The organism is Nocardioides sp. (genome assembly GCF_035576065.1).
Taxonomy (GTDB): domain Bacteria; phylum Actinomycetota; class Actinomycetes; order Propionibacteriales; family Nocardioidaceae; genus Nocardioides.
Genome location: NZ_DATLWX010000020.1, coordinates 18549 through 42882, shown reverse-complemented (window position 1 = coordinate 42882; position 24334 = coordinate 18549). Strand labels below are relative to the sequence as shown.

At 69.0% G+C, this 24334-nt stretch carries 29 protein-coding genes; 17 read left to right on the top strand and 12 right to left on the bottom strand.

Annotation, left to right across the window (positions count from 1 at the left end; translation table 11 throughout):
- Window positions 1-69 precede the first annotated feature (69 nt).
- Window positions 70-1233, top strand: a complete 1164-nt coding sequence (locus VNJ48_RS10810) for an ROK family transcriptional regulator (RefSeq protein WP_325601928.1) — start codon at window positions 70-72, stop codon at window positions 1231-1233.
- Window positions 1234-1297: 64 nt separating this feature from the next.
- Here VNJ48_RS10810 and VNJ48_RS10805 read toward each other — a convergent pair whose 3' ends face one another.
- From VNJ48_RS10805 to VNJ48_RS10780, 6 genes are all read right to left on the bottom strand, one after another.
- A complete protein-coding gene (locus tag VNJ48_RS10805) occupies window positions 1298-2113 on the bottom strand; it encodes an ABC transporter substrate-binding protein (RefSeq protein ID WP_325601926.1) in 816 nt (271 codons plus the stop codon).
- Window positions 2113-2709 (bottom strand): ATP/GTP-binding protein, encoded by a 597-nt coding sequence (locus tag VNJ48_RS10800; protein ID WP_325601924.1) that lies wholly within the window; start codon window positions 2707-2709, stop codon window positions 2113-2115. The genes VNJ48_RS10805 and VNJ48_RS10800 overlap by 1 nt, the downstream gene beginning before the upstream one ends.
- Window positions 2690-2965 (bottom strand): DUF742 domain-containing protein, encoded by a 276-nt coding sequence (locus VNJ48_RS10795; RefSeq protein WP_297737110.1) that lies wholly within the window; start codon window positions 2963-2965, stop codon window positions 2690-2692. The genes VNJ48_RS10800 and VNJ48_RS10795 overlap by 20 nt, the downstream gene beginning before the upstream one ends.
- Before the next feature lie 109 nt (window positions 2966-3074).
- A complete protein-coding gene (locus tag VNJ48_RS10790) occupies window positions 3075-3494 on the bottom strand; it encodes a roadblock/LC7 domain-containing protein (protein WP_325601920.1) in 420 nt (139 codons plus the stop codon).
- A gap of 14 nt (window positions 3495-3508) precedes the next feature.
- Window positions 3509-6991 (bottom strand): sensor histidine kinase, encoded by a 3483-nt coding sequence (locus VNJ48_RS10785; protein ID WP_325601918.1) that lies wholly within the window; start codon window positions 6989-6991, stop codon window positions 3509-3511.
- Window positions 6992-7128: 137 nt separating this feature from the next.
- Window positions 7129-7575: a hypothetical protein gene (locus VNJ48_RS10780; protein ID WP_325601916.1), complete on the bottom strand. Its 447-nt coding sequence runs from the start codon at window positions 7573-7575 to the stop codon at window positions 7129-7131.
- 70 nt (window positions 7576-7645) lie between these two features.
- Here VNJ48_RS10780 and VNJ48_RS10775 point away from each other — a divergent pair, with 70 nt between their 5' ends.
- Both VNJ48_RS10775 and VNJ48_RS10770 read left to right on the top strand, forming a co-directional pair.
- On the top strand, window positions 7646-8836 hold the full coding sequence (locus VNJ48_RS10775; RefSeq protein ID WP_325601915.1) for a zinc-dependent alcohol dehydrogenase: 1191 nt from the start codon (window positions 7646-7648) through the stop codon (window positions 8834-8836).
- A 38-nt stretch (window positions 8837-8874) separates the two neighbouring features.
- Entirely contained in the window at window positions 8875-10026 is a 1152-nt protein-coding gene (locus VNJ48_RS10770; RefSeq protein ID WP_325601913.1) for an endonuclease, read from the top strand.
- Between the two features lie 10 nt (window positions 10027-10036).
- Here VNJ48_RS10770 and VNJ48_RS10765 read toward each other — a convergent pair whose 3' ends face one another.
- Together VNJ48_RS10765 and VNJ48_RS10760 are read right to left on the bottom strand one after the other, a co-directional pair.
- The gene (locus VNJ48_RS10765; RefSeq protein ID WP_325601911.1) at window positions 10037-10540 is read right to left on the bottom strand and encodes a hypothetical protein; all 504 of its coding nucleotides are present in this window, start codon (window positions 10538-10540) and stop codon (window positions 10037-10039) included.
- Between the two features lie 36 nt (window positions 10541-10576).
- Window positions 10577-10789 (bottom strand): DUF2945 domain-containing protein, encoded by a 213-nt coding sequence (locus VNJ48_RS10760; protein WP_325601909.1) that lies wholly within the window; start codon window positions 10787-10789, stop codon window positions 10577-10579.
- Between the two features lie 64 nt (window positions 10790-10853).
- Between VNJ48_RS10760 and VNJ48_RS10755 the strand changes: the two genes are divergently transcribed.
- Together VNJ48_RS10755 and VNJ48_RS10750 are read left to right on the top strand one after the other, a co-directional pair.
- Entirely contained in the window at window positions 10854-11231 is a 378-nt protein-coding gene (locus VNJ48_RS10755; protein ID WP_325601907.1) for an SRPBCC family protein, read from the top strand.
- A 79-nt stretch (window positions 11232-11310) separates the two neighbouring features.
- Window positions 11311-12786, top strand: coding sequence for a PhoX family protein (locus VNJ48_RS10750; RefSeq protein ID WP_325601905.1), 1476 nt, complete (start codon window positions 11311-11313; stop codon window positions 12784-12786).
- Here the strand turns inward: VNJ48_RS10750 and VNJ48_RS10745 are convergent.
- The gene (locus VNJ48_RS10745; RefSeq protein WP_325601903.1) at window positions 12783-14243 is read right to left on the bottom strand and encodes a cryptochrome/photolyase family protein; all 1461 of its coding nucleotides are present in this window, start codon (window positions 14241-14243) and stop codon (window positions 12783-12785) included. The two genes, VNJ48_RS10750 and VNJ48_RS10745, sit on opposite strands and share 4 nt — an antisense overlap.
- A gap of 46 nt (window positions 14244-14289) precedes the next feature.
- Between VNJ48_RS10745 and VNJ48_RS10740 the strand changes: the two genes are divergently transcribed.
- Window positions 14290-15222 carry an acyl-ACP desaturase gene (locus tag VNJ48_RS10740; RefSeq protein WP_325601901.1) on the top strand — a complete coding sequence of 311 codons (933 nt, stop codon included), beginning with the start codon at window positions 14290-14292 and terminating at the stop codon, window positions 15220-15222.
- Between the two features lie 6 nt (window positions 15223-15228).
- Here the strand turns inward: VNJ48_RS10740 and VNJ48_RS10735 are convergent, their stop codons facing one another.
- Window positions 15229-16143, bottom strand: a complete 915-nt coding sequence (locus VNJ48_RS10735) for an AraC family transcriptional regulator (protein WP_325601899.1) — start codon at window positions 16141-16143, stop codon at window positions 15229-15231.
- Window positions 16144-16224: 81 nt separating this feature from the next.
- Here VNJ48_RS10735 and VNJ48_RS10730 point away from each other — a divergent pair, with 81 nt between their 5' ends.
- A complete protein-coding gene (locus VNJ48_RS10730) occupies window positions 16225-17076 on the top strand; it encodes an NAD(P)H-binding protein (protein ID WP_325601897.1) in 852 nt (283 codons plus the stop codon).
- Between the two features lie 6 nt (window positions 17077-17082).
- On the opposite strand, the gene VNJ48_RS10725 is transcribed toward VNJ48_RS10730, so the two are convergent.
- Window positions 17083-17250, bottom strand: a complete 168-nt coding sequence (locus tag VNJ48_RS10725) for a hypothetical protein (RefSeq protein ID WP_325601895.1) — start codon at window positions 17248-17250, stop codon at window positions 17083-17085.
- A 102-nt stretch (window positions 17251-17352) separates the two neighbouring features.
- Between VNJ48_RS10725 and VNJ48_RS10720 the strand changes: the two genes are divergently transcribed.
- The 9 genes from VNJ48_RS10720 to VNJ48_RS10680 all read left to right on the top strand — a co-directional run bounded on the left by VNJ48_RS10720 (window position 17353) and on the right by VNJ48_RS10680 (window position 22904).
- On the top strand, window positions 17353-18201 hold the full coding sequence (locus VNJ48_RS10720) for a DICT sensory domain-containing protein (protein ID WP_325601894.1): 849 nt from the start codon (window positions 17353-17355) through the stop codon (window positions 18199-18201).
- 125 nt (window positions 18202-18326) lie between these two features.
- The gene (locus VNJ48_RS10715; protein ID WP_325601892.1) at window positions 18327-18632 is read left to right on the top strand and encodes a WXG100 family type VII secretion target; all 306 of its coding nucleotides are present in this window, start codon (window positions 18327-18329) and stop codon (window positions 18630-18632) included.
- A complete protein-coding gene (locus VNJ48_RS10710; RefSeq protein ID WP_325601890.1) occupies window positions 18629-18925 on the top strand; it encodes a WXG100 family type VII secretion target in 297 nt (98 codons plus the stop codon). Before VNJ48_RS10715 ends, VNJ48_RS10710 begins: the two co-directional genes overlap by 4 nt.
- Window positions 18922-19401, top strand: coding sequence for a hypothetical protein (locus tag VNJ48_RS10705; protein WP_325601888.1), 480 nt, complete (start codon window positions 18922-18924; stop codon window positions 19399-19401). Before VNJ48_RS10710 ends, VNJ48_RS10705 begins: the two co-directional genes overlap by 4 nt.
- Before the next feature lie 240 nt (window positions 19402-19641).
- Window positions 19642-20232, top strand: coding sequence for a hypothetical protein (locus VNJ48_RS10700; RefSeq protein WP_325601887.1), 591 nt, complete (start codon window positions 19642-19644; stop codon window positions 20230-20232).
- Entirely contained in the window at window positions 20229-20591 is a 363-nt protein-coding gene (locus VNJ48_RS10695; RefSeq protein ID WP_325601885.1) for a DUF7674 family protein, read from the top strand. The genes VNJ48_RS10700 and VNJ48_RS10695 overlap by 4 nt, the downstream gene beginning before the upstream one ends.
- Before the next feature lie 52 nt (window positions 20592-20643).
- Window positions 20644-22089 (top strand): hypothetical protein, encoded by a 1446-nt coding sequence (locus VNJ48_RS10690; RefSeq protein WP_325601883.1) that lies wholly within the window; start codon window positions 20644-20646, stop codon window positions 22087-22089.
- Between the two features lie 65 nt (window positions 22090-22154).
- Window positions 22155-22307, top strand: coding sequence for a hypothetical protein (locus tag VNJ48_RS10685; protein ID WP_325601881.1), 153 nt, complete (start codon window positions 22155-22157; stop codon window positions 22305-22307).
- 21 nt (window positions 22308-22328) lie between these two features.
- Window positions 22329-22904 (top strand): hypothetical protein, encoded by a 576-nt coding sequence (locus tag VNJ48_RS10680; RefSeq protein WP_325601879.1) that lies wholly within the window; start codon window positions 22329-22331, stop codon window positions 22902-22904.
- Here the strand turns inward: VNJ48_RS10680 and VNJ48_RS10675 are convergent, their stop codons facing one another.
- Entirely contained in the window at window positions 22905-23873 is a 969-nt protein-coding gene (locus VNJ48_RS10675; RefSeq protein WP_325601877.1) for an ERCC4 domain-containing protein, read from the bottom strand. It abuts the gene before it with no gap.
- Between the two features lie 45 nt (window positions 23874-23918).
- On the opposite strand from VNJ48_RS10675, the gene VNJ48_RS10670 reads away from it, so the two are divergent.
- Window positions 23919-24308 (top strand): DUF2237 domain-containing protein, encoded by a 390-nt coding sequence (locus VNJ48_RS10670; protein WP_325601875.1) that lies wholly within the window; start codon window positions 23919-23921, stop codon window positions 24306-24308.
- Window positions 24309-24334 lie beyond the last annotated feature (26 nt).

Below are 24334 nucleotides of genomic sequence, written 5' to 3'. Positions count from 1 at the left end.
ACTTTTGTCGAGTATCGTACAAAAGTTGTTCTCTAGACGAGACAAGTCCTGCGGTGATCTACTTCCGCTGTGCGCACCGGTGACCTCTTCGACCTGCTTCGCGACGGCCGTCCCTGGACCCGCGCAGAGCTGGCCGAGTCCACCGGACTGGCACGCTCCACCGTCACCGCTCGGATCGACGTGCTGATGCAGTTGGGGCTCATCGCTCCCTTCGGTGGTGGACGGTCCACGGGTGGTCGACCGCCGGCGCTGTTCGCGATGAACCCGGCCGCGCGAGTGGTGGTCGGCGTCGACATCGGCGCCACCCATGCTCGGGCAGTGCTGAGCGACCTCGCGGGACAGGTGCTCGGTGAAGCGGCTGACACGATCGACATCGTGGAAGGACCCGACGTGGTGCTGGGCTGGGTGACGACCACCGTGCGCTCCCTGCTCCGCACCCACCGGCGCAAGACCGCGGACCTCGCCGCCATCGGCATCGGCCTCCCGGGCCCCGTCGAACACTCGACGGGTCGCCCGATGAACCCGCCCATCATGCCCGGATGGGATCGCTACGACGTGCCAGGTCACGTGCAGCGCTCCTTCGACGTGCCCGTCCTGATCGACAACGACGTCAACATCATGGCTCTCGGCGAGCGACAGGCTCGACTCTCAGCTGTCCAGGACCTGGTGCTGATCAAGGTCGCGACCGGCATCGGCTCGGGCATCGTCTCGGGCGGCGTCCTGCAGCGAGGCGCCCAGGGCACGGCCGGCGACCTGGGCCATGTCCGCGTCGCCCGGGCTGCCGACGTCCTGTGCCGCTGCGGCAACGAAGGGTGTCTGGAGGCAGTTGCGGCCGGGCCCGCCCTGGCGGCTGCAGTCCGCGAGCGGGGCGGCCGAGCGAGCGCGGGGCACGACGTCGTCGAGCTCGTCCGCCAGGGGGACGCCGACGCGATAGCAGTGGTCCGTCAGGCCGGCCGCGACATCGGCGAGGTGGTGGCCACGATGGTCAACCTCATCAATCCGTCGGTGGTCGTCATCGGCGGGCAGCTCTCAGCTGCCGGTGAGCATCTGCTGGCCGGCATCCGGGAGGTCGTCTACCAGCGATCACTGCCGCTGGCGACCGAGCACCTCCGCATCGAGACCAGCCTGGCGGGCTCAGAGGCGGGCGTCCGGGGCGCCGCGGCGATGGCGGTCGAGCACGTCTTGTCCCCCGACGCGGTCGATGCCGCCGCGAGCGCACTGCTCGCTGGCTGAGGGCGGCCCGCAGACGACAATCGGCCCGACGCACGAGGCGTCGGGCCGATCATTCAAGCAGTGACTAGGAGCTCGCGTTGGCGAACCAGTCCCCGTAGATCGTGTCGTAGCGACCGTCCTCCTGCATGTCGGCGAGCACGTCGTTGATGACTCGGAGGAGGTCGATGTTGCCGTCCTTCTTCACCAACATGCCGTACTGCTCACCGGTGTCGAACTCCTCGACGATCTCGAAGTTCGGGTTGTCCTTGATGGCGTCGGCCACGATGTTGTTGTCGTAGATGGCCGCGTCGACCTGGCTGCCGCTGAGCGCGTCTGCGAGGTCCCCGACGTCCGTGAAGGACTGGATCTGGGTGTCGAGCGGCCTGTTGTCGTTGGCGTAGGTCTCCCCGGTGGAGGCTTCCTGGACAGCGATACGACCGCCGACCACGTCCTCCAGGCTCTTGATGCCGCTCCCCTTCTGGACCACCATCACCTGCTTGGCGTTGAAGTAGGGGCTGGAGAAGTCCACGACTCGGGCACGGTCGCCATCGATCGAGACCGCGGCGATGGCGACGTCACAGAAGTTCGCGTTGAGCGGCTTGCCCGATGCGATCTCGTTGAAGTCCTCGGTGACGAGGGACACCTTGACGTCGAGCTCCTTGGCGACCTCACCCACGAGGTCGATGTCGAAGCCGACGACCTTGCCGCCGCGCTCGAACACGAACGGTTCACGTCCCTCCGACGTGCAGACGGTCATGGTGCCGTCTCGGAGCAGGGTCGGGTCCGGAGCGGTGCTCTTGGTCGAGCCCTCCGAGCCCTCGGCCGAGCCGCAGGCGGCCAGACCGAGCAGAGCAGCGGTAGCGACGGCGGCACGCACCATCTGCACCTTGGAGCGCTTCATCAGCTGGCCCCCACGGCGAGGTTCCGGGTCAGGTGCTCCAGGGCGTACTCGGTGACGCGGATCAGGGCAGCCTTCGCCGAGTCCCGGTCGCGGGCGTCGATCGCGATGATCGGCACCTCCGGCGGGAGCGAGAGGGCAGACTTCACCTGGTCGAGGGTGTACTGCTGCAGGCCGTCGAACTGGTTGACCGCCACGATGAACGGCAGCCCCTTGGCCTCGAAGTAGTCGAGCGGGGAGAACGACTCGTCGAGACGGTTGGTGTCGACGATGACGATGGCGCCGATGGCGCCGAGGCACAGGTCGTCCCACATGAACCAGAATCGCCGCTGCCCGGGGGTACCGAACAGGTAGAGGATCAGGTCCTCTCCCAGGGTGAGGCGGCCGAAGTCCATGGCGACGGTGGTCGTGTGCTTGCTCGGCACAGCGTCCAGGTTGTCGACGCCCTCGGACTCGTTGGTGACAAGGGCTTCGGTACGCAACGGCTGGATCTCCGAGACGGAGCCGACCAGAGTCGTCTTGCCGACGCCGAAGCCGCCTGCAATGACGATCTTGGTCGACGCAGCCTTGCGCGACGAGCTAGTAGGTGCGGAGTCCACGGAGGGTCCTTTCGATGAGTTCTATCCGCTCGTCCTTCGACGAGTTCTCAGTGATGGTTGCTTGCACGCGGATGAACCCGTGCTCAACAAGATCGCTGAGCAAGACGCGTACGACGCCGATTGGCATCTTGACGAGGGCTCCGCATTCAGCGACGGAGCGTTTGTCGCACACCTCGAGCACCTGGAGCGCAGCGGCGCTCACTCCCGTGACCTCGGCGTTCTCTCGCCTCAAGGTCGCCTCCATGGGGAGGTCCACTGTGGAGTGGGTTCGCCCTGAGGTGATGGTGTACGGCCGGACGAAGCGAGGTCGGCTGACCTCTTCGTCCGTACCGTCAGACTCTTTTGATGACACGACCACAAACACCTCAGCCCGGGGTGGGGACGCGGGCCTCTGCCTGGACGGTCCGACCGACGCGCTCAACGAGCAGCGCCATCTCGTAACCGACCTGGCCGATGTCAGCGTCTTCCTCGGTAAGGACGGTGAGGTTGGAGCCGTCGCCCACGCTCATGAGCATGAGGTAGCCGTGCTCCATCTCCACGACGGTCTGGAGCACTGCCCCGCCGTCGAAGAGTCGAGCTGCGCCGACGGCGAGGCTCGCGAGACCGGAGGAGACGGCCGCAACCTGCTCGGCACGCTCTCCGGGGATGCTCTGGCTCTCCGCCATGAGGAGACCGTCGGCGGACACGAGGATGGCGTGGGCGGCGTCGGTCACCTCGTCGACGAAGCGAGACACCAGCCAGTTGAGGTTGTTGTCGGTGGCCGAGAGGCCTTGGGGCTCAGACATGAGTTTCTTCTTTCTTACTGGTCGTCAGCAGAGACGGGGGTGATACGGCCACGGCGGACGCCTGCCTTGTGTGCGGAGAGTCGGGCGCGGATGGCCTCAGGATCGCGGCCACCTGCCCCCACGGGCTTTGAAACACTTCCTGGCACGAGGCGTGCCCCCGGCTGGCGAACCGGCAGGCCGGCATCGCTGGTCGATTCGCTGTGCGTCTCAGCGACCGTGTCGGCTCGCTGCCATCCGGCCTCCACCTCAGTGGAGGTCCAGGTGTGGTCTTGTTCGTCGGAGCTCAGCCACGAAGACTTGGTCGCGCCATTGATGGAGGACTCCTCGTCTCGCCTGGCCTCGGTGGCCTGCGGCGCGATCGCGTCGGCAACTACGGTGGAGGCGAATGCCGGCGCCGGCTCGCTGGTGTAGGAGGGCTGCGGTGCCGTCTCGACCGGCGCTGCGTGTGCACCGTTGAGGGCACTGCGGTCCCGGCCCACTCCGCGCAGGATCTCGGCGTGGTCGACATCGTCGTAGTCCGGGATGGGCAACCGGCCACGCTGCGGACGGATCTTGGCCATCAGGGCCGAGATGTTCGCAGCGGCCGCCTCGACCTTGGCAGGCTCGACGGTCTCGGCGAGCTCGACCTCGACGGTCTCGGCGGTTTCCGCCGAGTCCAACGAACCGAGCATGGCGGGCTGGAGGGTCTCGGTCTCGGCCGGCTCGTAGGCAGCGGGCTCGAACGTGTCGGGCTCGACAGTCTCAGGCTCGTAGGCAGCAGGCTCGAACGTCTCAGGCTCGAAGGTCTCGGGCTCGAACGTCTCGGGCTCGACAGTCTCGGGCTCGTAGGCAGCCGGCTCGACAGTCTCGGGCTCATAGGCAGCCGGCTCGACAGTCTCGGGCTCGAACGTCTCGGGCTCGTAGGCCTCGATGGGCTCCGGCGCGGCGGACTCGAACGTCTCCGGCTCGTAGGTCTCGACCGACTCCGGCTCGTAGGCCTCGACCGACTCCGGCTCGTAGGTCTCGACCGACTCGGTGACACCGGACTCGTCGACGACGTAGGCCGCCGGCTCGTCCAGGGCTGAGGGGGTGTCGAAGACCTCGGGTGCGTCGACATCGGTGGCCACGGACGCTTCCGCGACTTGGGCTTCCTGGACGTCGGACTCGGGCGACTCGGCGGACTCGGACTCGGCCGACTCTGAATCGGAGGGCAGGTCCGGGACGGCGGAGACGGCAGGCGCTCCGATGTCGAGGTTTCGCTTGGACCGGAGCGGCATGGCACCGGTGGCGCGCTTCATCTCGCGGGGCGCCACGACCTCGTCGTTGCCGTCGGCGTCCTTCTTGGGGATGTTGACGCCGGCGGAGGCGAGGTGGGGCAGGGACGCGCCACGCTGGCGGGTCGGCAGGCCCTGGTCCACCGGCTTCAGGTAGGCGTCGCCGATCCCCAGCGGGTCGGACGTGTCCAGCTCGGGCTCGCTCGGCTCCGGGGCCAGGCCGAGCGGGTCGGTCTCGTCGTCCTCGCCGTCGGTGGGCTCGTCGTCGGTCGGCTCGACCGCGTTCGGCACCACGGTGAGCGGGGCGATGGCGACCGGGGCGATGGCGACAGGCTCCGGCTCGACGATCGGCTCGACGTAGGCCGGCTCCTCCGAGACGGGCTCGACGACCTCTTCGACCTCGGCCTCCTCGGGCACCAGCTCGAGGTGCGCGCGCTCGGGCAGGATCGCGTTGGGCACGAAGACGAAGGCGGTCATGCCGTCGCCTCGGTTGGTCTTGAGCGACACGTTGATGCCGTGGCGCTTGGCCAGCCGGCTCACCACGAACAGGCCCATGCGACGGGCGGTGTCGGGGGTGACCTCGACGCCGAGACGCAGGTTGTCGTTGATGACCTTGAGCTCGTCGAGGGGGATGCCGAGCCCGGCGTCGCTGACCGTGATCGTGACGCCGTTCTCTCCGGTCGTGGAGGCCAGGGTCACGTTCGTGTTCGGCGAGGAGTAGGACAGCGAGTTGTCCACCAGCTCGGTGAGGAGGTGCACCAGGTCGCCGGCAGCGGACTCGTCGACCTTCGTGGCGAGTGCAGACTCGACGCGCACCCGCTGGTAGTTGCTGACACCGGCGGTCGCAGCCTGCAGGGTCTCCGCGATCGAGACGCTCTCCCAGCCGGCCGAACGCGTGGGGGCGTCGGCGAGGATGAGCAGCGAGTCAGCAGTACGGCGCATGCGGGAGGCGAGGTGGTCGAGGCGGAAGAGGCTCTCGAGCCGCTTCGGGTCTTCCTCGTCGCTCTCCAGCGCCTCGATGAGGTTCAGCTGCTGGTTGATCAGCGTGGTGTTGCGGCGCGAGAGCGTCACGAACATCTCACCGACCTGCGTACGCAGGGTGGCCTCGCCGGAGGCCAGGGTCACGGCCTGCTGGTGAAGGTCGTCCACGGCTCGGGCGAGCTGGCCGACCTCTTCGTGCGTGGTGACGTCGATCCGCCTGATGGGGCCGGGCTCGGCGCCGGCACGGATCCGGTTGACCGCGTCCGGCAGGTCCTGGTTGGCGACCTGGAGGGCGCCCTCACGGACCCGACGGATCGGGTTGACGAGGCTGCGGGAGATGAGGAGCGCGAGGCCGATGGCGGCGGCCAGGGCTGCCAGGGTCAGGAGCGCGTTGAGCAGGGCGCTGTTCTGCGCGGCGGCGGCGGTCTTGGCGAGGTCCTTGTCGACCGCCTCCAGGAGCGAGGTCTGCAGCTTGTCGTACTCGTCGTAGGCGTCGGTGCTGCCGAGATTGCCCGAGTTGTCCTGCCGCGCACGCTCACCGTTGTTGGTACGCAGGGTCTGGATCGAGGAGTCACCCACACCGTTCTGGCCGGCCAGACGGTCGAGGGCCACGCGCTCGGCGCCGAACTCTGCGAACAGGGCAATGCTGACGCTGCGGCCGCTGCCTTCCCTGGAGGCCAGGGCCTGCTGCTGCGCGAGGGCGAATCGTCCACCGAGCGCCTGGGACAGCAGCTCGAGACGAGGCTCAGGAGTGAGCTGCGCGTTGATGATCTCGGTGATCAGCTTGGTGACACCGGACTGCATCTGGCGGAGCTGGGCGATCCAGGTGCCGGCGCTGACCGGGTCGTTGCCCTCGGCGCGCAAGGTCTGGCTGAGGTCGAGGATGACGTCGACCTGCTGGCGCTGCGCGAAGGTCAGGTTGGACTCGTCACGGGTCTTCTCGAGGTCCTTGGCTGCGGCCTTGAGCTCGACCAGTGCATCGTCGAGGTCGGCCTGGCTGGTGCCGACCGTCGACTGCGCGGCCACCATGCCCTTCTCGGCAGCGGTCAGGTAGGCGATGGCCGGCTTGACGATCGTCACCTGCTCGGCGCTGGCCGAGGCGTTGGTGGACTGCTCGAGGTCGTTGGTCACTCGCAGGCCACCGAATGCGGCGGCCAGAAGCAGCGGGACCGCCAGCGCGAGCGCAACCTTGCGCCGCAGCGGCCACCCGGCGATGCCGAGGCGGGAGAGGCGTCCCTTGATGGACGGGCTCTGGTCGCTCATGTGAGACCCCATGACTTTCATTCGTCGCGCCGCCCGGAGAGGCGACTTGCCCTTCACGGGCAATCGCTAAGATAGGGAATCTGAGCGCACCGCGTGGCGGAATGAAAAAAACTCTGGTCCAGACATTCGCTGGAGCCCTATCGCAGCGACCAGATCCCGGGCGCGCCCTTGCTCATCACGCCGTCGCTGATCATCGACTGGCGGGCTCGACGAGCGGCGTAGCGCCACCGCAGCTCCCCCTCGGGCGTCAGCTGCCGGTCGCCCTCGAGCAGCTCGTCTGCGAGCCGTTGCTCGAGCGCGGTGAAGAGGTCGTCGCTGTCCAGCTCGCGGCCCGCTTCCTCCAGCACGGCGACGATGTGGGGCACCAGGTCCTCCGGCCGCGTCCAGCGCCGAGGAGCCCGGCGGGTCGGGGCAGCTGGGGCCGCGACCTTGGCCTGCGCTCGTGGTGATCGCGGTGCCCGGGGCGACCGCGTGGTCTCCCGCACTGCTCTCGCCGGCGTCGGAGGCGGCGTGGGGGCGGCAGGCATCCCGTGCACGCACGTCGACAGGGGCAGGTCACACAGGTCGCAGTAGTCGTCAGGCATCGGGGTCAGCGTATCGGCTCTCTACTTCGGGGTGGTGCGGGCACGTGGGGCGCGATGACACGTTCGAGGAATGAAGGCACTCACCTGGCAAGGACTCAACCGCGTCGAGATCACCGAGGTCCCCGACCCGGTCATCGAGCAGCCCACCGACGCGGTCGTCCGTGTCACCTCGACGGCCATCTGTGGCTCCGACCTGCACCTGTACGGCGTGCTGGCGCCCTACCTCAAGCCCGGAGACATCCTGGGCCACGAGTTCATGGGCGTCGTCGAGGAGGTCGGCTCAGGCGTGGACAACCTCGCGGTCGGCAACCGTGTCGTCGTGCCGTTCAACATCTCCTGCGGTCACTGCTGGATGTGCGAGCGTGGCCTGTTCGCGCAGTGCGAGACCACGCAGAACCGTGACCAGGGCAAGGGCGCCAGCCTCTTCGGATACACCAGCCTGTACGGCGCAGTGCCGGGCGGACAGGCCGAGCGCGTCCGCGTCCCGCACGCCGACTTCGGGCCGGTGAAGCTGCCCGCCGACGGGGCCGACGAACGCTTCCTCTACCTCTCCGACATCCTGCCCACCGCGTGGCAGGGCCTGGAATATGCCGACGTCCCGGAGGGCGGCTCGCTGGCGGTGCTGGGGCTGGGGCCGGTGGGGCAGCTCGCCGTACGCGCTGCTCGCCATCGCGGCATCACCGACGTCATCGGCGTCGACCTCGTCCCCGAACGCCTGGCCGCCGCCCGGGCCGCAGGAGCACAGACCGTCGACCTGAGCGAGGTCGACGACGTGCCGGGGGCGTTGCGCGACCTGACCGACGGGCGTGGGCCGGACTCCGTGCTGGAGGCGGTCGGCATGGAGGCCCACGGCAACCCGATCGCCGAGATGGCGATCTCTGCGGCCAGCCGGCTGCCGAAGCCGATCGCGCGAGCAGCCATCGAGAGGGTGGGCATCGACCGGCTCGACGCCCTGTACACAGCCTTCGATGCCGTCCGTCGCGGCGGCACGGTCTCCATCAGCGGCGTGTACGGCGGGATGGCCGACCCGATGCCGATGATGACGATGTTCGACAAGGGCCTCACGCTGCGGATGGGCCAGTGCCACGTCAAGCAGTGGACCGAGGAGCTCCTCGACATCGCCACGCAGTCCGACGACGTGCTGGGCCTCGAGACGCTCGCCACGCACCGCGTGCCGCTCGACGAGGCACCCGAGATGTACGAGATCTTCCAGAAGAAGACCGACGACTGCCTCAAGGTCGTGCTGAAGCCCGAGATGTAGGGGTTCCCACAGCGCCTGCAGTACGGCAGGCTCCGAGCATGAACCGTCATCTCGGGACGGGTCGGGCCCTTGCGCTCGCCCTCATCAGCGCCCTCATCGTCGTCCTTTCACCTGTCGCCCCGCCGGCCCTGTCCGCGGCACCGATCACGGTCTCGCAGGCCATCGGGCAGCAGAACGGCTCGACGCAGACCGTCCGGGGCTACGTCGTCGGGCAGCCGACCGCGACCAACACGGTGGTGAAGTCGGGCTTCACCAACGACTACGCCCTCGCCATCGCGGACTCCTCGACCCAGTCGAGCACCACCCAGATGCTCTACGTCCAGATCCCGACGGCGTTCCGCGCGCAGTGGGGGTTGAGGACCAACCCGGGTCTGATGGGCAAGCAGATCGACGTGACAGGGTCGCTGGCGGCGTACTTCTCGCACCCCGGCATGACGGGCACCACGGCCTTCGCCCTGTCCGGCGGGACCACCAACCCTCCCCCGGGCGGCGGGACGAGCCCGTGGGACAGCACCTACTACGCACCGGCGATCGGGAAGACCGGCACCGCCCTGCGGACCTCGCTGCACGACATCATCGACAACCACACGAAGCTGTCCTACGACCAGGTGTGGAGCGCCCTCAAGGACACCGACCAGGACCCGAACAACACGGCCAACGTCATCGAGATCTACTCCGGCCGGTCGATCTCCAAGACCCTCAACGGCGGCAACCCCGACGACTGGAACCGCGAGCACGTGTGGGCCCAGAGCCACGGCGGCTTCGGCACCACCGCCGGCCCCGGCACCGACGTCCACCACCTGCGCCCCGAGGACGTGACGGTCAACTCCACCCGCGGCAACAAGGACTTCGACCTCGGTGGGTCGTCGGTCCTCCAGTGCTCCGACTGCTGGACCGACTCCGACTCCTTCGAGCCGCGCGACGCGGTCAAGGGCGACGTGGCGCGGATGCTGTTCTACATGGCGATCCGCTACGAGGGCGACGACGGCTACGTCAACCTCGAGCTCAACAACTCCATCAACGGCACGACGCCCTGGCACGGCAAGACGTCTGTGCTGCTGGCGTGGAACGCCGAGGACCCGGTCTCGGCGTTCGAGATGCGCCGCAACGACCGCATCCACTCCACGTGGCAGGGCAACCGCAACCCCTTTATCGACCACCCGGAGTGGGCCACGCCCATCTGGAACTGAGCGCTCCGCGTCACGCTTCGCGAGGGTGGAGCTCAAAGACATTGTCCGGGAGCGGCTGCGGACAGATGCTGGCCTGCGGCGACTGCGCCGTCCCTTCGCAGGGCTGGTCCAACGAGCGTGCCGCAACGGTGTTGCCCACCACGTCTATGACGTGGACCTGCTCGTCGTCGTACCTCGCGCCCATGACCGTCCCGTCGAGGACGTGGTCGCAGGTGAAGTCACCGAAGTCCTTGTGCCCGCCGGCCTTCGCTCCTCTCCTGAGGAGGTGGTCGACGACGAAGCGGAGCGTGACCTGCATGTGGCTGCTCCGCTCCTGGCCGCTCCACGTCAGGCAGCAGCCCGACTCGCACGGCTCCCAGGCGAGGTGGGCGAACGGCACACTGGTGTCACCGCGACCCGTCGGCGTGCCCCGCAGCGTCGAGGTCGACCGGACGAGGTCGGCCAGGTAGTCGCGTTCGGACTCGTTGAGCGGCGGCCGCACCTCGATCCGGCCGAGGAACAGGGTGTCGTGCATCAGGACCTCCTGGTTGGGGCTTGACTCGCACGCGTCTCAGGCGCGTTCGACCTCGCTGTTCAGCTTGAGCACGATGGTGCCGTCCTCCTGCTCGATGACGTAGGCAGCGTCGTCCGGAGTGCCGTTGCGCGTGACCTGCTGGCCCTTGGTCGTGCGGGTCACCTTGTCGTGGTGGACCTGGGTGACGGTGCCCTCAGCCTCGCCGGAGCCCCACTGCCATGTCACGGTCGTGCCGGTGCGGATCGTCATACCTCCACCATCGCACGCCACCGCAAGCCAGGCCCGGCGTGGCACCATCGAGCCAGGAGGTGCCATGCGGATCGAGGCCAGCGGACCGAGGAGCGCCGACGAGGTGTGGAGTCTCTACACGCGCCCGTCGACCTGGCCGACGTGGGCTCCCCAGATCACCTCCGTGCGCGGCGTCGCCGACCCGATCAGCCCGGGGGCTCGCGGAGTCGTGCACGGGCTGCTGGTGCTGCGGGTGCCGTTCGTCATCGAGGCGATCGACGATGTCGCCCGGCGCTGGACGTGGAGGGTCGGGATCGGACCCCTGTCCGTCGTCCTCGATCACGGCGTCGACCACCTGGAGTCGGGCTGCAGCGCCTGGGCCGACGTGCACGCGCCCTCCCTGGTCGTGCTCCCCTACTCTCCCCTCGCGCAGCTCGCCCTGCGGCGACTGGTGGGGCTCTGACCTCCAACAGGCCCGTTTACACCCTCGTTCGAGCCGCCTATCGTCACGAGATCAACTTCTATCTCGGGAGGACTTCACCATGTCCACAGACCCATCGGTCGAGCGCCGCACAGTTCTCAAGACCGCCGCTGCCGCCTCGGTGGCCGGACCTTTCGCGGGTCTCGTGGCCGCGCCCGCTTCCGCAGCCGCCAACCCCAGGTCCATGCCGCTCGTGGCTGTGCCCGACGAGCGCGATGGCGTCGTGCGCCTGCACCTGCCCCAGGACTTCCGCTATCGCTCGTTCCACGACACCGAGTCCCCCGTCACCCTGACCGACGGGACCCGCCTGCCCGGACGGCACGACGGGATGGGCACCTTCCCCGGCCCGAACGGCACGGTCGTGGTCGTGCGCAATCACGAGGTCAACAACCCGGTCGCCGCTGCCTTCGGCCCCGGCACGCCCTACGACTCTCGCGCGGGAGGTGGCACCACGACCGTCCAGGTCACCACCACCGGCGAGGTCATCCGCTCGTTCACCAGCCTCAACGGCACGATGATGAACTGCTCGGGCGGTGAGATGCCCTGGGGCTCGTGGATGACGTGCGAGGAGACCATCAACGGACCAGATGTCGGTCCCGACTTCACCGGCACGTCCAACGTCGCTCTCACCAAGCCGCACGGCTACGTCTTCGAGGTGCCGGCCAGTGTCTTCCCGGGCGAGGGGCAGTCGTCCCGCACACCGATCCGCTCGGCCGGCCGCTTTGCGCACGAGGCCGTGTCCTACGACCCCCACAGCGGCTACCTCTACCTCACCGAGGACGACTTCGCCTTCGCCTCCGGCTTCTACCGCTACAAGCCCCCGAGCGACCCCGGTGTCGTCGGCCGGCTCGAGGACGGCGGCACGCTGGAGATGCTCAAGATCGTCGGCCTCGACAACGCCCACCTCGAAGCTGCGCAGAGCACCGACGCGACGTACGACGTCGAGTGGGTGCCGATCGCAGACCCCGATCCGGAGTTTGCCTACACGCCCGGCCAGACCGCTCCCACGAGCAACAACGAGGCGCTCACGTATGTCGCCCGGCAGGGTTGGGCGCAGGGGGCGGCGTACTTCTCCCGCCTCGAAGGTCAGGTGGCCCGCCACGGCGTCGTCTACTTCACCTCCACCCAGGGCGGGGGCCCCGCGGAGGCCGGCCAGGAGAATCCTGCCGGTTTCGGGCGCGGCTCCGGCCAGGTCTGGGCCTACCACGCCAGCTCGGGCAAGCTGCGCTGCGTCTTCCAGTCGTCCGGGCCGATGGAGCTCGATCTGCCGGACAACATCACCACGTCCAAGCGCGGCACCCTCGTCGTGTGCGAGGACGGCTCCGGCGACAACTACGTCCGTGGGCTCACGACGAACGGCAAGCTCTGGAACATCGCGCTCAACCGCCTGCGCAGCCCGAGCGGCGCATCTCGGTTCGGTGACGAGTTCGCCGGCTCGACCTTCAGCCCCGACGGACAGACCCTCTTCGTCAACATTCAGGCGTCGCGCGGTTTGACGTTTGCGATCTGGGGGCCGTGGCACCGGATCGGCGTCTAACCGCGTGCATCCTCCTGCTCGATCAGCTCCGCAAGGTCCTTGAGCCGATCCAGCCCCTGCACCGCGCGTGACATCCGGTGGTTGCCGGCAAACGCGTCGCGGTGCCGGTCGAGGAACCACCAGTAGCCGGCCGTGAACGGGCAGGCGTCCTCACCGACCCGGACCTTGGGGTTGAAGCGGCACGAGCCGCAGTGGTCGCTCATCGTGTTGATGTAGGCGCCGCCGGAGGTGTAGGGCTTCGTGGCCATCACGCCGCCGTCGGCGTGCTGCGACATCCCGACGACGTTGGGCACCATGACCCAGTCGTAGCCGTCGACGAAGGCTCGGTGGAACCAGTCAGTGACCTGCGCTGGCTGCCACCCGCGTTGGAGCGCATAGGAACCGAGCACCATCAGCCGCGGGATGTGGTGGGTCCAGCCGTACGCCGCCAGCTGCTCCAGCGTGTGGGACAGACACCTCGCGTCGGTGGCATCGGGGTCGAGCTCGGCGAACCACCGGGGGATGTCCTTGTCCGCCGCCAGCGCGTTCTGGTGGCGGTAGTCGTCACCTTGGTGCCAGTAGAGGTGCCACACGTAGTCCCGCCAGCCGATGACCTGGCGGGTGAACCCCTCCACACTGGCGATCGGCGCAGCCTCGCTGCGGTAGGCCGTCTCGGCACGTTCGACGACCTCGAGGGGGTCGAGCAGTCCGAGGTTCATCGGCGCGCTGACGAGGCTGTGGGCCATCCACGGGTCGCCCTCGAGGATCGCGTCCTCGTGCGCGCCGAACTCGGGCAACCGGTGCTCGACGAAGTGGTCGAGCGCGGTCAACGCCTCGGTCCTCGTGGCAGCGAACCGTCGCGGCCCGTCCCGACCGAGGAAGGTGACGTCACCGTCGCGCTCCCAGCGGTCGAGGTCGGCGCGCACCTCGGCGTCGATGTCGTCCTCGGTCGGCCACCACGGCTCGGTCACCCCGAGGGTGGTCGCCCCCTTGGGCGGCGGCTGGCGGTTGTCGTGGTCGAAGTTCCACCTGCCGCCCGCCGGCTCGCCGTCGTCCATGAGCACACCGTGCGCCCGGCGGGCGCGACGGTAGAAGTCCTCCATCAGCAGCCGCTTCGCGCCCCGGCCGTCTGCCCACCGCTCGAAGTCGTCCCTGGCGGTGGCGAACCCGCGCGGCTCCAGGACGCGCGCCCCCAGCTGCTCGACGAGTCGCAGTGCGGCGTACGACGTCGGATGGATGACCTCGACGTCGTCGTGCTGCCGGATCACCTCGGTGTAGGTGTCGGCCTGGACGTAGGTCAGCCGGTCACCGAGCTCGGCTGCGCGGTGGCGCATCGCGGACAGGACCAGGTGCGCCTTGGCGCGGTGGAAGCGCCGGCGCCGGAAGACCGATCTGGCCTCCACCATCAGCAGCCGGCCGCTGTGGTCGTCGGCGAAGTGCGGTCCGAGCTGGTCGCCGAAGAGCCACCGGGTCGTCATACCTCAAACCCTAGGCACGCGGCCAAGACAGGTGTAGTCATGGAACATGGCCCCTCTCGAAAGCGCCCAGCTGCTCGCCGAGCTCGAGCCGGTGGTCGAGGAGAACCTCAACCGGCACATGGCCACGGCCGACGAGTGGATGCCGCACGAATACGTGCCGTGGAGCCTGGGCCGGGACTTCGCCGACCTCGGCGGCGACCCGTGGGAGGCCGCCCAGTCGCAGCTCTCCCCGATCGCGCGTACGGCGCTCGAGGTCAACCTGCTGACGGAGGACAACCTCCCCAGCTACCACCGCGAGATCGACCGCGCCTTCGGCCGGGACAGCGCCTGGGGCACCTGGGTCAACCGGTGGACGGCCGAGGAGGGCCGGCACGCCTTCTGCATCCGCGACTACCTCCTCGTCACCCGCGGCGTCGATCCCGTCGAGCTCGAGCGGGCGCGGATGGAGACGATGGAGACGGGCTACGAGGCGCTCGACAAGTCACTGCTCAACGTCTGCGCCTACGTCTCGTTCCAGGAACTGGCGACCCGCGTCTCGCACCGCAACACCGGCCGCTTCACCGAGGAGCCGATCGCCGAGAAGCTGCTGAGCCGGGTCGCCAAGGACGAGAACCTCCACATGATCTTCTACCGCAACCTCGTCACCGCGGCCCTCGCTCTCACCCCCAGCCAGACGATGCGCGCGATCACCGAGGAGGTCGTCGACTTCCAGATGCCGGGCAGCGTCATTCCCGGCTTCGCCCGCAAGGCGGTCCAGATGGCCAAGGCCGGGATCTACGACCTGCGCATCCACCATGACGACATCGTCACTCCCCTCCTCCGCCAGTGGGGGGTGTGGGAGCTCGAGGGGCTCGACGAGGACGGCGAGAAGGCCCGCGACGAGCTCGCGGCTGCTGTCTCGGCGCTCGACTCCGAGGCCTCGAAGTTCGTCGAGCGGCGTGACGAAGCGGCGGCGAAGAAGGCCGCGCGCTTGGCGTAGCCGCTCTCAGGCGGGGCGGGTGCGCTCGCGCCACCGTCCCGGGGGTTCGCCGACGGTACGGCGAAAGGCGGCCGACAGCGCGAACTCGCTGGCGTACCCGACCTCGCGCGCCACCGACGCCAACGTGCTCCCGTCGCGGTGCAGCGCCTCCTTGGCCAGGGCGATGCGCCATCCGGTGAGGTAGGCCAACGGCGGCTCGCCCACGGCAGCGGTGAACCGACGGGCCAGCGCCGCTCGCGACAGGCCGACCGTCCGGGCCAGCCCCTCGACGGTCCAGCGAGCGGTCGGGTCGCCGTGGAGTGCGTGCAGCGCCTGGCTGACGGCGGGGTCGTCCAGGGCGGCGTACCACGCAGGGACCGCGGCTCCGGATGCGAAGTGAGCCCGCAGGGCATGGACGAGCAGCAGGTCGAGCAGTCTGTCCAGAGCGGTCTGTTGACCGGGCGCGGCCCCGTCGAGCTCGTCGTAGAGCACGTCCACGACCCGCCCCAACGGACCGTCACCGGCGGGCACGAGCGCCACGCCGGGCAGCACCTCGAGGAGGCTGTCGCAGACCGATCCGTGCAACGCGTAGACCCCGCAGAGCAGCACGCTCGCCTGGCCCGGGCCAGGGACGTCGAGCGAGTTGACTCCCGGCTCCGGCGTGCGCCCCGCCAGGAGGACCGACAGGGGCGCGGGGACTTCCTCCGGCCCGGCACTGAAGCTCCGTGCGGTGCCGCCGCGCACCAGCACGACGTCGCCGGTCTCCAGCCGGGTGGTGGTGCCCTCTGCCCGCAGCCACAGCGGGCCTCGGCGTACGACGTGCAGCGCGAGCGGGGAGGTGTCGCCCTGCATGTCCAGGCCGCCTCGTCCGTGAAGCGTGGTCGAGGCGAACAGCGAGCCGGACGCCCGAGCTCGCGCGAGCATGTCGGTGAGGGGGTCCATGTCGCCCAATGTAGACGATCTTGCAAGAGCGTGAGCGTGCAGGACATGGTGCACGTCCATGAGTTCGCGTTGACTCCACTCATGACTACTCACCTCGTCCTCGGCGGCACCGGCAAGACCGGCCGTCGCGTCCTCACCCAGCTCGTCGCCGCCGGCCACACTGCGCGCGCAGCGGCGCGCACCCCCGGCCCGGCGTCCCCGGGCGTCGAGCCCGTCCACTTCGACTGGGCCGACCGATCGACGTACGCCCCGGCGCTGTCAGGCGTCGACGCGGTCTACGTCGTCCCTCCGGCTCTTCAGCTCGAGCACGCCGAGCAGATCGCCGCGCTCGGCACCCTCGCTCTGGACCTGGGCGTCAGCCGGGCGGTCCTGCTCTCGGCGCGCGGGGTGGACAAGGCGCCGGACAACGCCACGTTCCGCTCGGAGCAGGCGCTGGCCGGGACCGGGCTGCCCACCGGCGTCGTCCGCCCGTCGTGGTTCGCGCAGAACTTCACCGAGTCCTTCTTCGCTCCCGCCACCAGCTCCGACGGCGTGATCGTCGCGCCGACCGGTGAGGGCGCCCACGCGTTCATCGACGCCGAGGACATTGCGGCCGTCGCGGTCGCGCTGCTCACCGGGCAGGCGCCGCTGGGGGCCTACGACCTCTCCGGACCGCAGGCCCTCCGCTTCAGCGAGGTCGCTGCGATCCTGTCGGCGCACGCAGGGCGCGAGGTGAAGCACGTCGATCTCCCGGTCGACGACTGGAAAGCGGGCGCTGCTCAGAACGGACTGCCCGCCGACTACGCCGAGATGCTGGGGATGCTGTTCACCCTCATCCGCGACGGCTACGACGCCGACGTCTCCGACGGCGTGCAACGCGCTCTGGGACGGCCGGCGACGTCCTTCGAGGACTGGGCGGCCCGGGAGGCCGGGTCGTTGCGACTGCCTGACTGACGTCAGTCAGGCGGCCGGTCGGGGCTCGATGGGCTTCGGCGACGCCGCCGGGCGGATCGGAACGACGGTCTGCTCGATCTCGTCGGCCCGGTGGGCGTCGAAGCGCCAGATGACGAAGCTTCCGACGATGCCGGTGAGCATGGCGGCCGAGCTGATGAGAATCATGGTGATCATGAGGGCTCCTGCGGTAGGTGCGAAAAGTTCTACAAACATGTATAACTGTTTGTAGAACTTTTGCATAGCCCCCACCGCCCCCGACTTTGGGAGACTCACCTCGTGACCCAGGACTTCAGCATCGGCGCTCTCGCTGACCGGACCGGGGTCACCCCCAACGTCCTGCGCACCTGGGAGAACCGCTTCGGCTTCCCCACTGGTCGCCGGACCGCGACCGGTCACCGCCGCTTCACCGAGGTCGACGTGCTGCTCGTCAATGAAGTCCTGGCGGCTCGGGAGCGGGGGGTGCCGCTCCCCCTCGCCGTCGACGCGGTCCTGCAACGCGCTCGACACGAGCGCGGCGAGTCCGTCCACGCGACTCTCGTCCGCGAGTTCCCGGACCTCCGACCACAACGACTCGGCAAGTCGGTCCTGCTGGCCGCGTCCCACGCCATCGAGGACGAGTGCTTGGCTCGCGCCGACCGCTCCGTGGTCCTGGGAACCTTCCAGGAGGGTCACGAATATGCGCAGTCGCGTCACCGCTGGGACGAGCTTGCGCGTACGGCGACATGGTCGGCCGTCCTGGCCGACTTCGACGACGGCCGGGAGGCCGACCCGGCTGCCAAGCCCGCTCGGTGCCAGCTCCCGGACGGGTCTCCGATGCGTCGGGAGTGGACCGTGGCCGTGCTGAGCCAGACCTTCGCGGCGGTGCTGGCGGCCTGGGAGGTGCCGTCGCCCGAGGGGCGCCCTTCGACGTACGAAGCAGTGATCACCATGCGCAGATCCGCCGCCCTGGCAGCCGCCCGCGTCATCGTCGGCGCAGCACGATCAGCCGGAGCCACCCCGCCTCAGGACGTCGACGAGCTGCTTGCCGCTCCGGCCTCCGGGGAGACGACGCTGCCCGATGCGGACAGGGTGCTGCTCCGGGTCCTCGAGCGGATGGACGCGCGTCAGAAGGTTCGGGCCAGGTAGCCGCGGGCGCCGCGAGCCTTCTGTCCACAGGTCTCGAACTGCCGGTTCCACGCTGCGCCCGAAACAGGAAGAGTCGGTCTCGTCGTACTTGTCCGGCCCGTCGCCGGCACACCTCGGGAGACTCGATGAACATCACGCTGGACCCTGCCCACTTGTCCGTCGGTGCGGCGGCCGTTGACGCGCGAGCCGCCGACATGGCCGCTCGTCGCACGCACATCGAGGCCTCGGTCGACGCGCTCCTCGCGAGTTGGCACGGCGACGCCGCCGACCGCTTTGCCCGGCTGTGGGAGGAGTGGCGCACGGGCGCCGACGACGTGATCGCCGGACTGACGGCGGGTGCCGTCGCGCTGCGTTCTGCCCGCGACGACCTGTGCGCGGCCGACGCCTCGTCATCCGACGCCCACGATCTGCTGTCCCGGCGGCTGGGATGACTGCATACGCCGTTGACGTCGACGAGCTGGTGGCAGTCATCTCGTCCATGGCGTCCTGCGGGCGTGACCTGGTCGATCTCGCGACGGAGGTCGAGTCGGCCCAACGCGCGATCCACACGGAGTGGGGCGGTCAGGCGAGCACGGCGCACAGCGGGTGGCACAGCCAATGGCGGGAATCCTTTGCCGACATGACCGTGGCGCTGGCCGCGCTCCGTGCCCTCGGCGACACGGCCCGCGCCAACTACACCGCAGCCGTCGACGCCAACACCACCATGTGGGAGCAGGTGCGATGAGGGTTGCCGTCGACTGCGGGGGCTTCGCGTCCGCGGCGGACACCAGCCGCACCGCCAACCAGATCTCCGCCCTGCTGAGCGAGTCGCTGGCGGGGAAGCTCGCGGGCTACGTCGGCATGGCCGGCGACGACTCCAGCAGCGTCGAGTTCGCGGCGTCCTACGACGAAGGAGCACGCGAAGCGGTCGCGACCCTGGCCGAGCTGACCCACGCGTTCGTCGGTCTCGGCCGCCTGCTCTCGGCGTCGGGCGCCAACCATCGCGACGCCGAGGCAGCCTCGGCTGGAGTCTCGGCGTACGCAGGCGGATCGCTCGACGAGGACGACTACGTCCGGGTCTCCCCTGCCGCCCCGCCGTCGAGCCTCGGCTCGAACCCTCATCACCTCGGCGCTGTCGAGACCTGGATCCTCGACCACATCGAGGGGTTCGTGTGGCCGGGCGCCGACGCCGCCCTCCTGCACGAGGCGGCGGCGACCTGACGGCGTACGGCGAGCGCCGTCGCTGACCTCGACGCGCACTGCGCGGTCGCGGTCAGTCTCCTCGAGCGCCAGGTCTCCCCCGAGATCCCGCTCGCGCTCGACGCACTCGCGGAGATCCGCGCACACGTCGGCGACACCGCCGATGCCCTGACCGCGCTTGGGACCGCGTGTGAGCAGTACGCCGAAGCCGTCATCGAGGCCCATGAGCGCACCCGGGCCCTGCTCACCGAGATCGGTCGGATGGTCGTCGAGGGTGCGGCGATCTCCGTGATCGTCGGAGGCCTCACCGGCGGACTCGGCGCCGGAGCCGCCGGCGCGGCTGCGCTCGCCCGGATCAGCGCCCAGGCGCCGCGCTTCCACGCGCTGCTGACCACCCTTCGCCTGGCCGGCGCCGCCAACGCCACCCGACTCCGCACCGTCCGCGACGGACTGACCACGGTTCGGGCCCGGGTCGAGAAGTTCGCCCGCGTGCCCGCCCGCAACGAGCGAGGGTCGGTGCGGTTGCCGGGTGGCGGGGGTGGCAATCGACGACTTCGCCCCGGCGGTCGTGCAGTTCCGCAGGTCGAGAGCACCAAGCTCAAGAACTACATCGACCATCTCTTCAAGGGGACGACCAACCCCCATCGTGTGGGGGACGGCACGACGATGGACGCCATCCGGCACGAACTGTTGACTGGCAAGGACGTGCACGGCAGGGCGCATCTCGTGAAGGGGACCGAGATCATGCGAGGGTTGCAGGCCTGGCTTCGCAAGAATCCGGCGGCTTCGCGATCCGATCGACAGGTCGCTCAATCGCTGCTGGACGAACTCAAGGAGGTGCTGGGCCGATGACATCATCAGAGGACCTGATCCACGACATGGTTCGTGAGTTTCCCGAGTTCCTGCCGGTGCTTGCGGAACACATTGACGATCACGATGAGCTGCTCCCTTATCTCCTCCTGGGAGAGGTCGCCCGCTGGGCACACGACGCGGTCAGCCACGACGCGGGCCGGGTGGCAGAGCTGTCCACGTGGCTTGAGCGGCGATTCGACCGAGCCGATGAGGTCGTCCAGAACCTCATCGCTGTCGGATACGTCGAGATGTTGCCCCCTGCCCCAGAAGGGTCTCCGCTGCTCGCGTTGTTGGGCCCGTCCCTTTACAAGGAGGCGGAAGCAATGAACTTGCCCCATCCGTGGGAGACACGCTCATAAACCGCGACCCACTTCCCCTTGATTCGAACGTGAGTTCGACATAGAATGACGTATGCCAGTCGCCACCATCGCACCTCCACTGGGGTTCGTCCCCGCTGACGGTTTCGGCGACCTCGACGCAGCCGCCACCTTGGCCGTTGCCGAGTCGACGATGCGGGCGCGCCGCGAAGCAGAGGTGCACGACTTGTTGGTCGTCGCCCACTGGGCCGACCTCCACTCCGATCCGCCGGCCGAGGATCCGGACCGCCCCGCCCACGCCCGGGAGCGGATGATCCAGCCGGGAGGAGACGGCACTCCCGCCATGCGCGAGTTCGCGCTCGCCGAGCTCGCTTGGGCCAAGGAGATCCACCACGCGACCCTGCGCTCCCAAGTTGCCGACATCCTTGATCTTCGTCATCGGCTGCCGCTCACCTTCCAGGTCATGCTGGGCCTGCGGTGCGAACCCTGGGTCGCCCGCAAGGTCGCCAGCATCACCCGCCACCTCGACCGCGAGCGCGTCGGCATCGTCGATCGAGCCGTTGCCCCAGCGATCGCCGGGGAGTCCCCCGCCGTCTTGCTCGAGCTCACGCGAGCCAAGAGCATCGAGGCCGATCCCGAGCACGAGAAGGACCGTCTGGACTTCGAGCGTCGACGTCGCTACGTCGCGCTCTCCCGCTCCGATGCCTCTGGCTTTCGCAACGTCATCGCGCGCGTCACCGATGGCGATGCCGTGTGGATCGACGCGATGGTCGACCGAGTCGCCGACATCCTGGCCCTGACCCCCGGCGGCGACCACAACCGTGACGAGCTTCGCTCCCTGGCCATGGGCTGGCTCGTTCGGCCCGCTGACCTGCTGCAGCTCCTGGTCAGCCACACCGCGCCGTCCGCCGACGAGACCGCGCCCGTCTGGGAGCCGACGCACACGTCGGACACCCTGGCTCGTCTCGCGGCCCTCACCCCGCGTCAGCTCGCCGCGCTCCGTCCCAAGGCCGTGGCCCACGTGCACCTCACCGACGAAGCCCTGCGCACCAGGAGCGGCGTCGCCCGAGTCGAGGACCTCGGCCCCCAGCTGGTCGAGCGCCTCGCCGAGCTCCTCGGGCACGCCGACGTCCGCCTTCAGCCGGTCCGCGACCTCAACGGCCGGATCCGCGTCGACCAGTACGAACACCCCGACGCTCTAAAGGACCACGCCTGGCACCTCTCAGGCGGGGATGCCTTTCCCTACACCCCACCCGCCAACCGTGCCGTTGTCGACCACGACCACCCGACGCCATACGACAAGGACGGGCCACCGGGACAGACCGGCAACCACAACTCAGCCCCCCTCCGTCGGACCCACCACCGGTGGAAGACCTTCGGCGGATACCGCTGCCGCCAGGCCGGACCGGGACGATATCTGTGGGCCACGCCGCACGGTCACTACTACCTGCGCGATCACACCGGCACGCACCACCTCGATCCCGACGACGGCGAGCTCATCCTCGAAGCGCCGCCCGGCGTTGACATCTACCCCTGCTGAGCCTCAGCCCGCTGCCCGCGTCAGCCGGGCGTAGTTGGGACCTCCGGTCCCGGCCGGGCCTCGACGTGATCACCGAGACCGACCGGTTGTGGGCGATGACCTTGTACGCCGCAGCGCGGCTCGCCGATGTCGGGTGCGAAGTCGTGCACCTGGCCACGCTGGACGCTATCCGCCCGATCCCGCAGGACGACGTGCGGGCGGTCACCAGAACTGGCTGAGCAACGGTCTAGCGTGTGCTGGTGAGCCAACCCCATCTCGACGAGATTCTCGACGACATCGAGGCCATCGAATTTGGGCGCACCAAGGACAAGGTCGCTGTCCTGCAGAGCAGAGCACAACGACACCCTGTCGGCAGCGAAGCGCGCAGCAGCTACCTGACCGTCCTGGGCGACCACCTCCAGATGACAGGTCGTTACGACGAGGCTCGATCCGCGTTCGAAGAGGTGCTGGAGAGCGGTCACCGGAGCTTCCTGCATCCGCTCGCGTCCTTGCTCGACCTCGACCTCGAGACGGGGCAGCTCGAAGCCGCCGATCGACTGCTTGCCGATCTGCTGGCGCTCAGCAGAGCCGGTCAGCTCGATGCGGGAGATCACCACGCGATCGGCGAATCCCTGGAGATCCATGGACGCGAGACCACCGCCCAGCGCTGGTTCACCATCCCGCTCCGTGACGTCGATCCCGAAGACCTCGATGCCTTGGACATCGGCTGCCTGCACGGGAGGTTTCGCGTCCGCCGTGTGCTCGATCTACCTCTCGACGCCTACGACCGGGCGAGCGTCGAAATCAAGGAGATCTACGCGTTGGAACGCGACTGATCACCCCCGGCGAGCCTCCTCGAACGCCTCGACCAGCCGGAGAGGCACCCGCCCCTTCTCGGCGACCGCGTGCCCGTTGAGCAACGCCCATGCTCTGACCTCGGCCGGCGTGGGCGGGGCGGGAGCGAGCGGCGGCGCCTGGGCGAGGCCGGCGACCAGCCTGGCGCCGCCGTACTCCGCCTCCTCGGCAACCTCCGCTGCGGCGAGGAACCGGTAGGTCCACTCCTGGGCGAGCTTGCGCGTCTCGCAGAAGACGATCGGCACGGTCGGGAACGCGACCTGGCACTCAGCGATGCCGTCGGCGACCACGGCTGGGCGCACACGATCGAGCTTGAAGACCGCCGAGTAGCGGTCCTCGACGACGACGGCGGCGCGGGGTATGGCCGCCAGGCCGGTGAGCTGGAACTTTAGCTTTCCGGTGGTCATCGAGGAAACCAGGTCGGCCAGGCTCTTCCGCTCGACGGTGGCAAGCAACGTGCCGTGGCGCACCAGTCCGTAGTCGCCGGCTTCGAGTCGGGCCTTCGTGGTCGTGACGGGCCGATCGGAGAAGGAGTAGCCGTAGCGCTCGCGGGAGTCCACGACGATCTCCAGGTCCCTCACCCCCATGGCCCGGGCGGTGGGGGTGCGGACGTTGGGTCGTGCCTGCTTGGCCGTGCGTGAGCTCTGCCAGAAGATGACCTGGCGGCCCCGGACCCGCGTCATGACGAACTGTGAGCGATTCTCCCGCCCGCGATCCAGCACCAGGTCGATCGCCGCGCCGCGGCGGACGCAGCTGCGGGTCGCGACCCGTTCGACGATGTCCGGCTCGTCGGGCCACTCGTCGACCCGGTGGCAATAGACCTTGCTGGTGCGCGGCCACTTGTCGCGACTCTTCAGCACGATTCCGGTCTCCCCCAGCGGCACACGCACGAGGTAGGGCAGCGTGGAGTCGCCGTCCGGGTTGTGTGCGATCACGAAGTCGTCAGGCACAGCCGTCACGCTAGTCCCTGAGGCCTGGCCTGCGATGCTTTGCCCATGAGCGAACTCAACGTCCTCGGCGGTGAGCTGGAGGTCTGCGGGACCGATCCGGTCACCGGCTTCCACCGCGACGGAACGTGCACCGTCGGGCCTCAGGACGTGGGTCTGCACGCGGTCTGCGCCGTCATGACCGCGGAGTTCCTCGCCTACATGCGTGAAGTCGGCAACGACCTGTCCACTCCCCGGCCCGAATGGGGCTTCCCCGGCCTGGTCTCCGGCGACCGCTGGTGCGTGGTCGCAGTCCGCTGGCTGCAGGCGTACGACGCAGGGCTGGCGTGCCCGGTCGTCCTGGCCGCCACGTCCGAGCGGGCCCTCGACGTCGTCCCGCTGGATGCGCTCCGCGCCCACTCCGTCGACGTCCCCGGCGATGCGAGAGATCTGACCTGACGGGGCACCAAAGGTCTTGGTGCGCA

What these genes read in the sequence shown, in the direction of transcription:
- VNJ48_RS10805 (WP_325601926.1), bottom strand. Translation starts at nt 2,113, where the DNA reads ATGAAGCGCTCCAAGGTGCAGATGGTGCGTGCCGCCGTCGCTACCGCT.
- VNJ48_RS10790 (WP_325601920.1), bottom strand. Translation starts at nt 3,494, where the DNA reads ATGTCTGAGCCCCAAGGCCTCTCGGCCACCGACAACAACCTCAACTGG.
- VNJ48_RS10785 (WP_325601918.1), bottom strand. Translation starts at nt 6,991, where the DNA reads ATGAGCGACCAGAGCCCGTCCATCAAGGGACGCCTCTCCCGCCTCGGC.
- VNJ48_RS10780 (WP_325601916.1), bottom strand. Translation starts at nt 7,575, where the DNA reads ATGCCTGACGACTACTGCGACCTGTGTGACCTGCCCCTGTCGACGTGC.
- VNJ48_RS10775 (WP_325601915.1), top strand. Translation starts at nt 7,646, where the DNA reads ATGAAGGCACTCACCTGGCAAGGACTCAACCGCGTCGAGATCACCGAG.
- VNJ48_RS10770 (WP_325601913.1), top strand. Translation starts at nt 8,875, where the DNA reads ATGAACCGTCATCTCGGGACGGGTCGGGCCCTTGCGCTCGCCCTCATC.
- VNJ48_RS10765 (WP_325601911.1), bottom strand. Translation starts at nt 10,540, where the DNA reads ATGCACGACACCCTGTTCCTCGGCCGGATCGAGGTGCGGCCGCCGCTC.
- VNJ48_RS10760 (WP_325601909.1), bottom strand. Translation starts at nt 10,789, where the DNA reads ATGACGATCCGCACCGGCACGACCGTGACATGGCAGTGGGGCTCCGGC.
- VNJ48_RS10755 (WP_325601907.1), top strand. Translation starts at nt 10,854, where the DNA reads ATGCGGATCGAGGCCAGCGGACCGAGGAGCGCCGACGAGGTGTGGAGT.
- VNJ48_RS10750 (WP_325601905.1), top strand. Translation starts at nt 11,311, where the DNA reads ATGTCCACAGACCCATCGGTCGAGCGCCGCACAGTTCTCAAGACCGCC.
- VNJ48_RS10745 (WP_325601903.1), bottom strand. Translation starts at nt 14,243, where the DNA reads ATGACGACCCGGTGGCTCTTCGGCGACCAGCTCGGACCGCACTTCGCC.
- VNJ48_RS10740 (WP_325601901.1), top strand. Translation starts at nt 14,290, where the DNA reads ATGGCCCCTCTCGAAAGCGCCCAGCTGCTCGCCGAGCTCGAGCCGGTG.
- VNJ48_RS10735 (WP_325601899.1), bottom strand. Translation starts at nt 16,143, where the DNA reads ATGGACCCCCTCACCGACATGCTCGCGCGAGCTCGGGCGTCCGGCTCG.
- VNJ48_RS10730 (WP_325601897.1), top strand. Translation starts at nt 16,225, where the DNA reads ATGACTACTCACCTCGTCCTCGGCGGCACCGGCAAGACCGGCCGTCGC.
- VNJ48_RS10725 (WP_325601895.1), bottom strand. Translation starts at nt 17,250, where the DNA reads ATGATCACCATGATTCTCATCAGCTCGGCCGCCATGCTCACCGGCATC.
- VNJ48_RS10715 (WP_325601892.1), top strand. Translation starts at nt 18,327, where the DNA reads ATGAACATCACGCTGGACCCTGCCCACTTGTCCGTCGGTGCGGCGGCC.
- VNJ48_RS10710 (WP_325601890.1), top strand. Translation starts at nt 18,629, where the DNA reads ATGACTGCATACGCCGTTGACGTCGACGAGCTGGTGGCAGTCATCTCG.
- VNJ48_RS10705 (WP_325601888.1), top strand. Translation starts at nt 18,922, where the DNA reads ATGAGGGTTGCCGTCGACTGCGGGGGCTTCGCGTCCGCGGCGGACACC.
- VNJ48_RS10700 (WP_325601887.1), top strand. Translation starts at nt 19,642, where the DNA reads ATGGTCGTCGAGGGTGCGGCGATCTCCGTGATCGTCGGAGGCCTCACC.
- VNJ48_RS10695 (WP_325601885.1), top strand. Translation starts at nt 20,229, where the DNA reads ATGACATCATCAGAGGACCTGATCCACGACATGGTTCGTGAGTTTCCC.
- VNJ48_RS10690 (WP_325601883.1), top strand. Translation starts at nt 20,644, where the DNA reads ATGCCAGTCGCCACCATCGCACCTCCACTGGGGTTCGTCCCCGCTGAC.
- VNJ48_RS10670 (WP_325601875.1), top strand. Translation starts at nt 23,919, where the DNA reads ATGAGCGAACTCAACGTCCTCGGCGGTGAGCTGGAGGTCTGCGGGACC.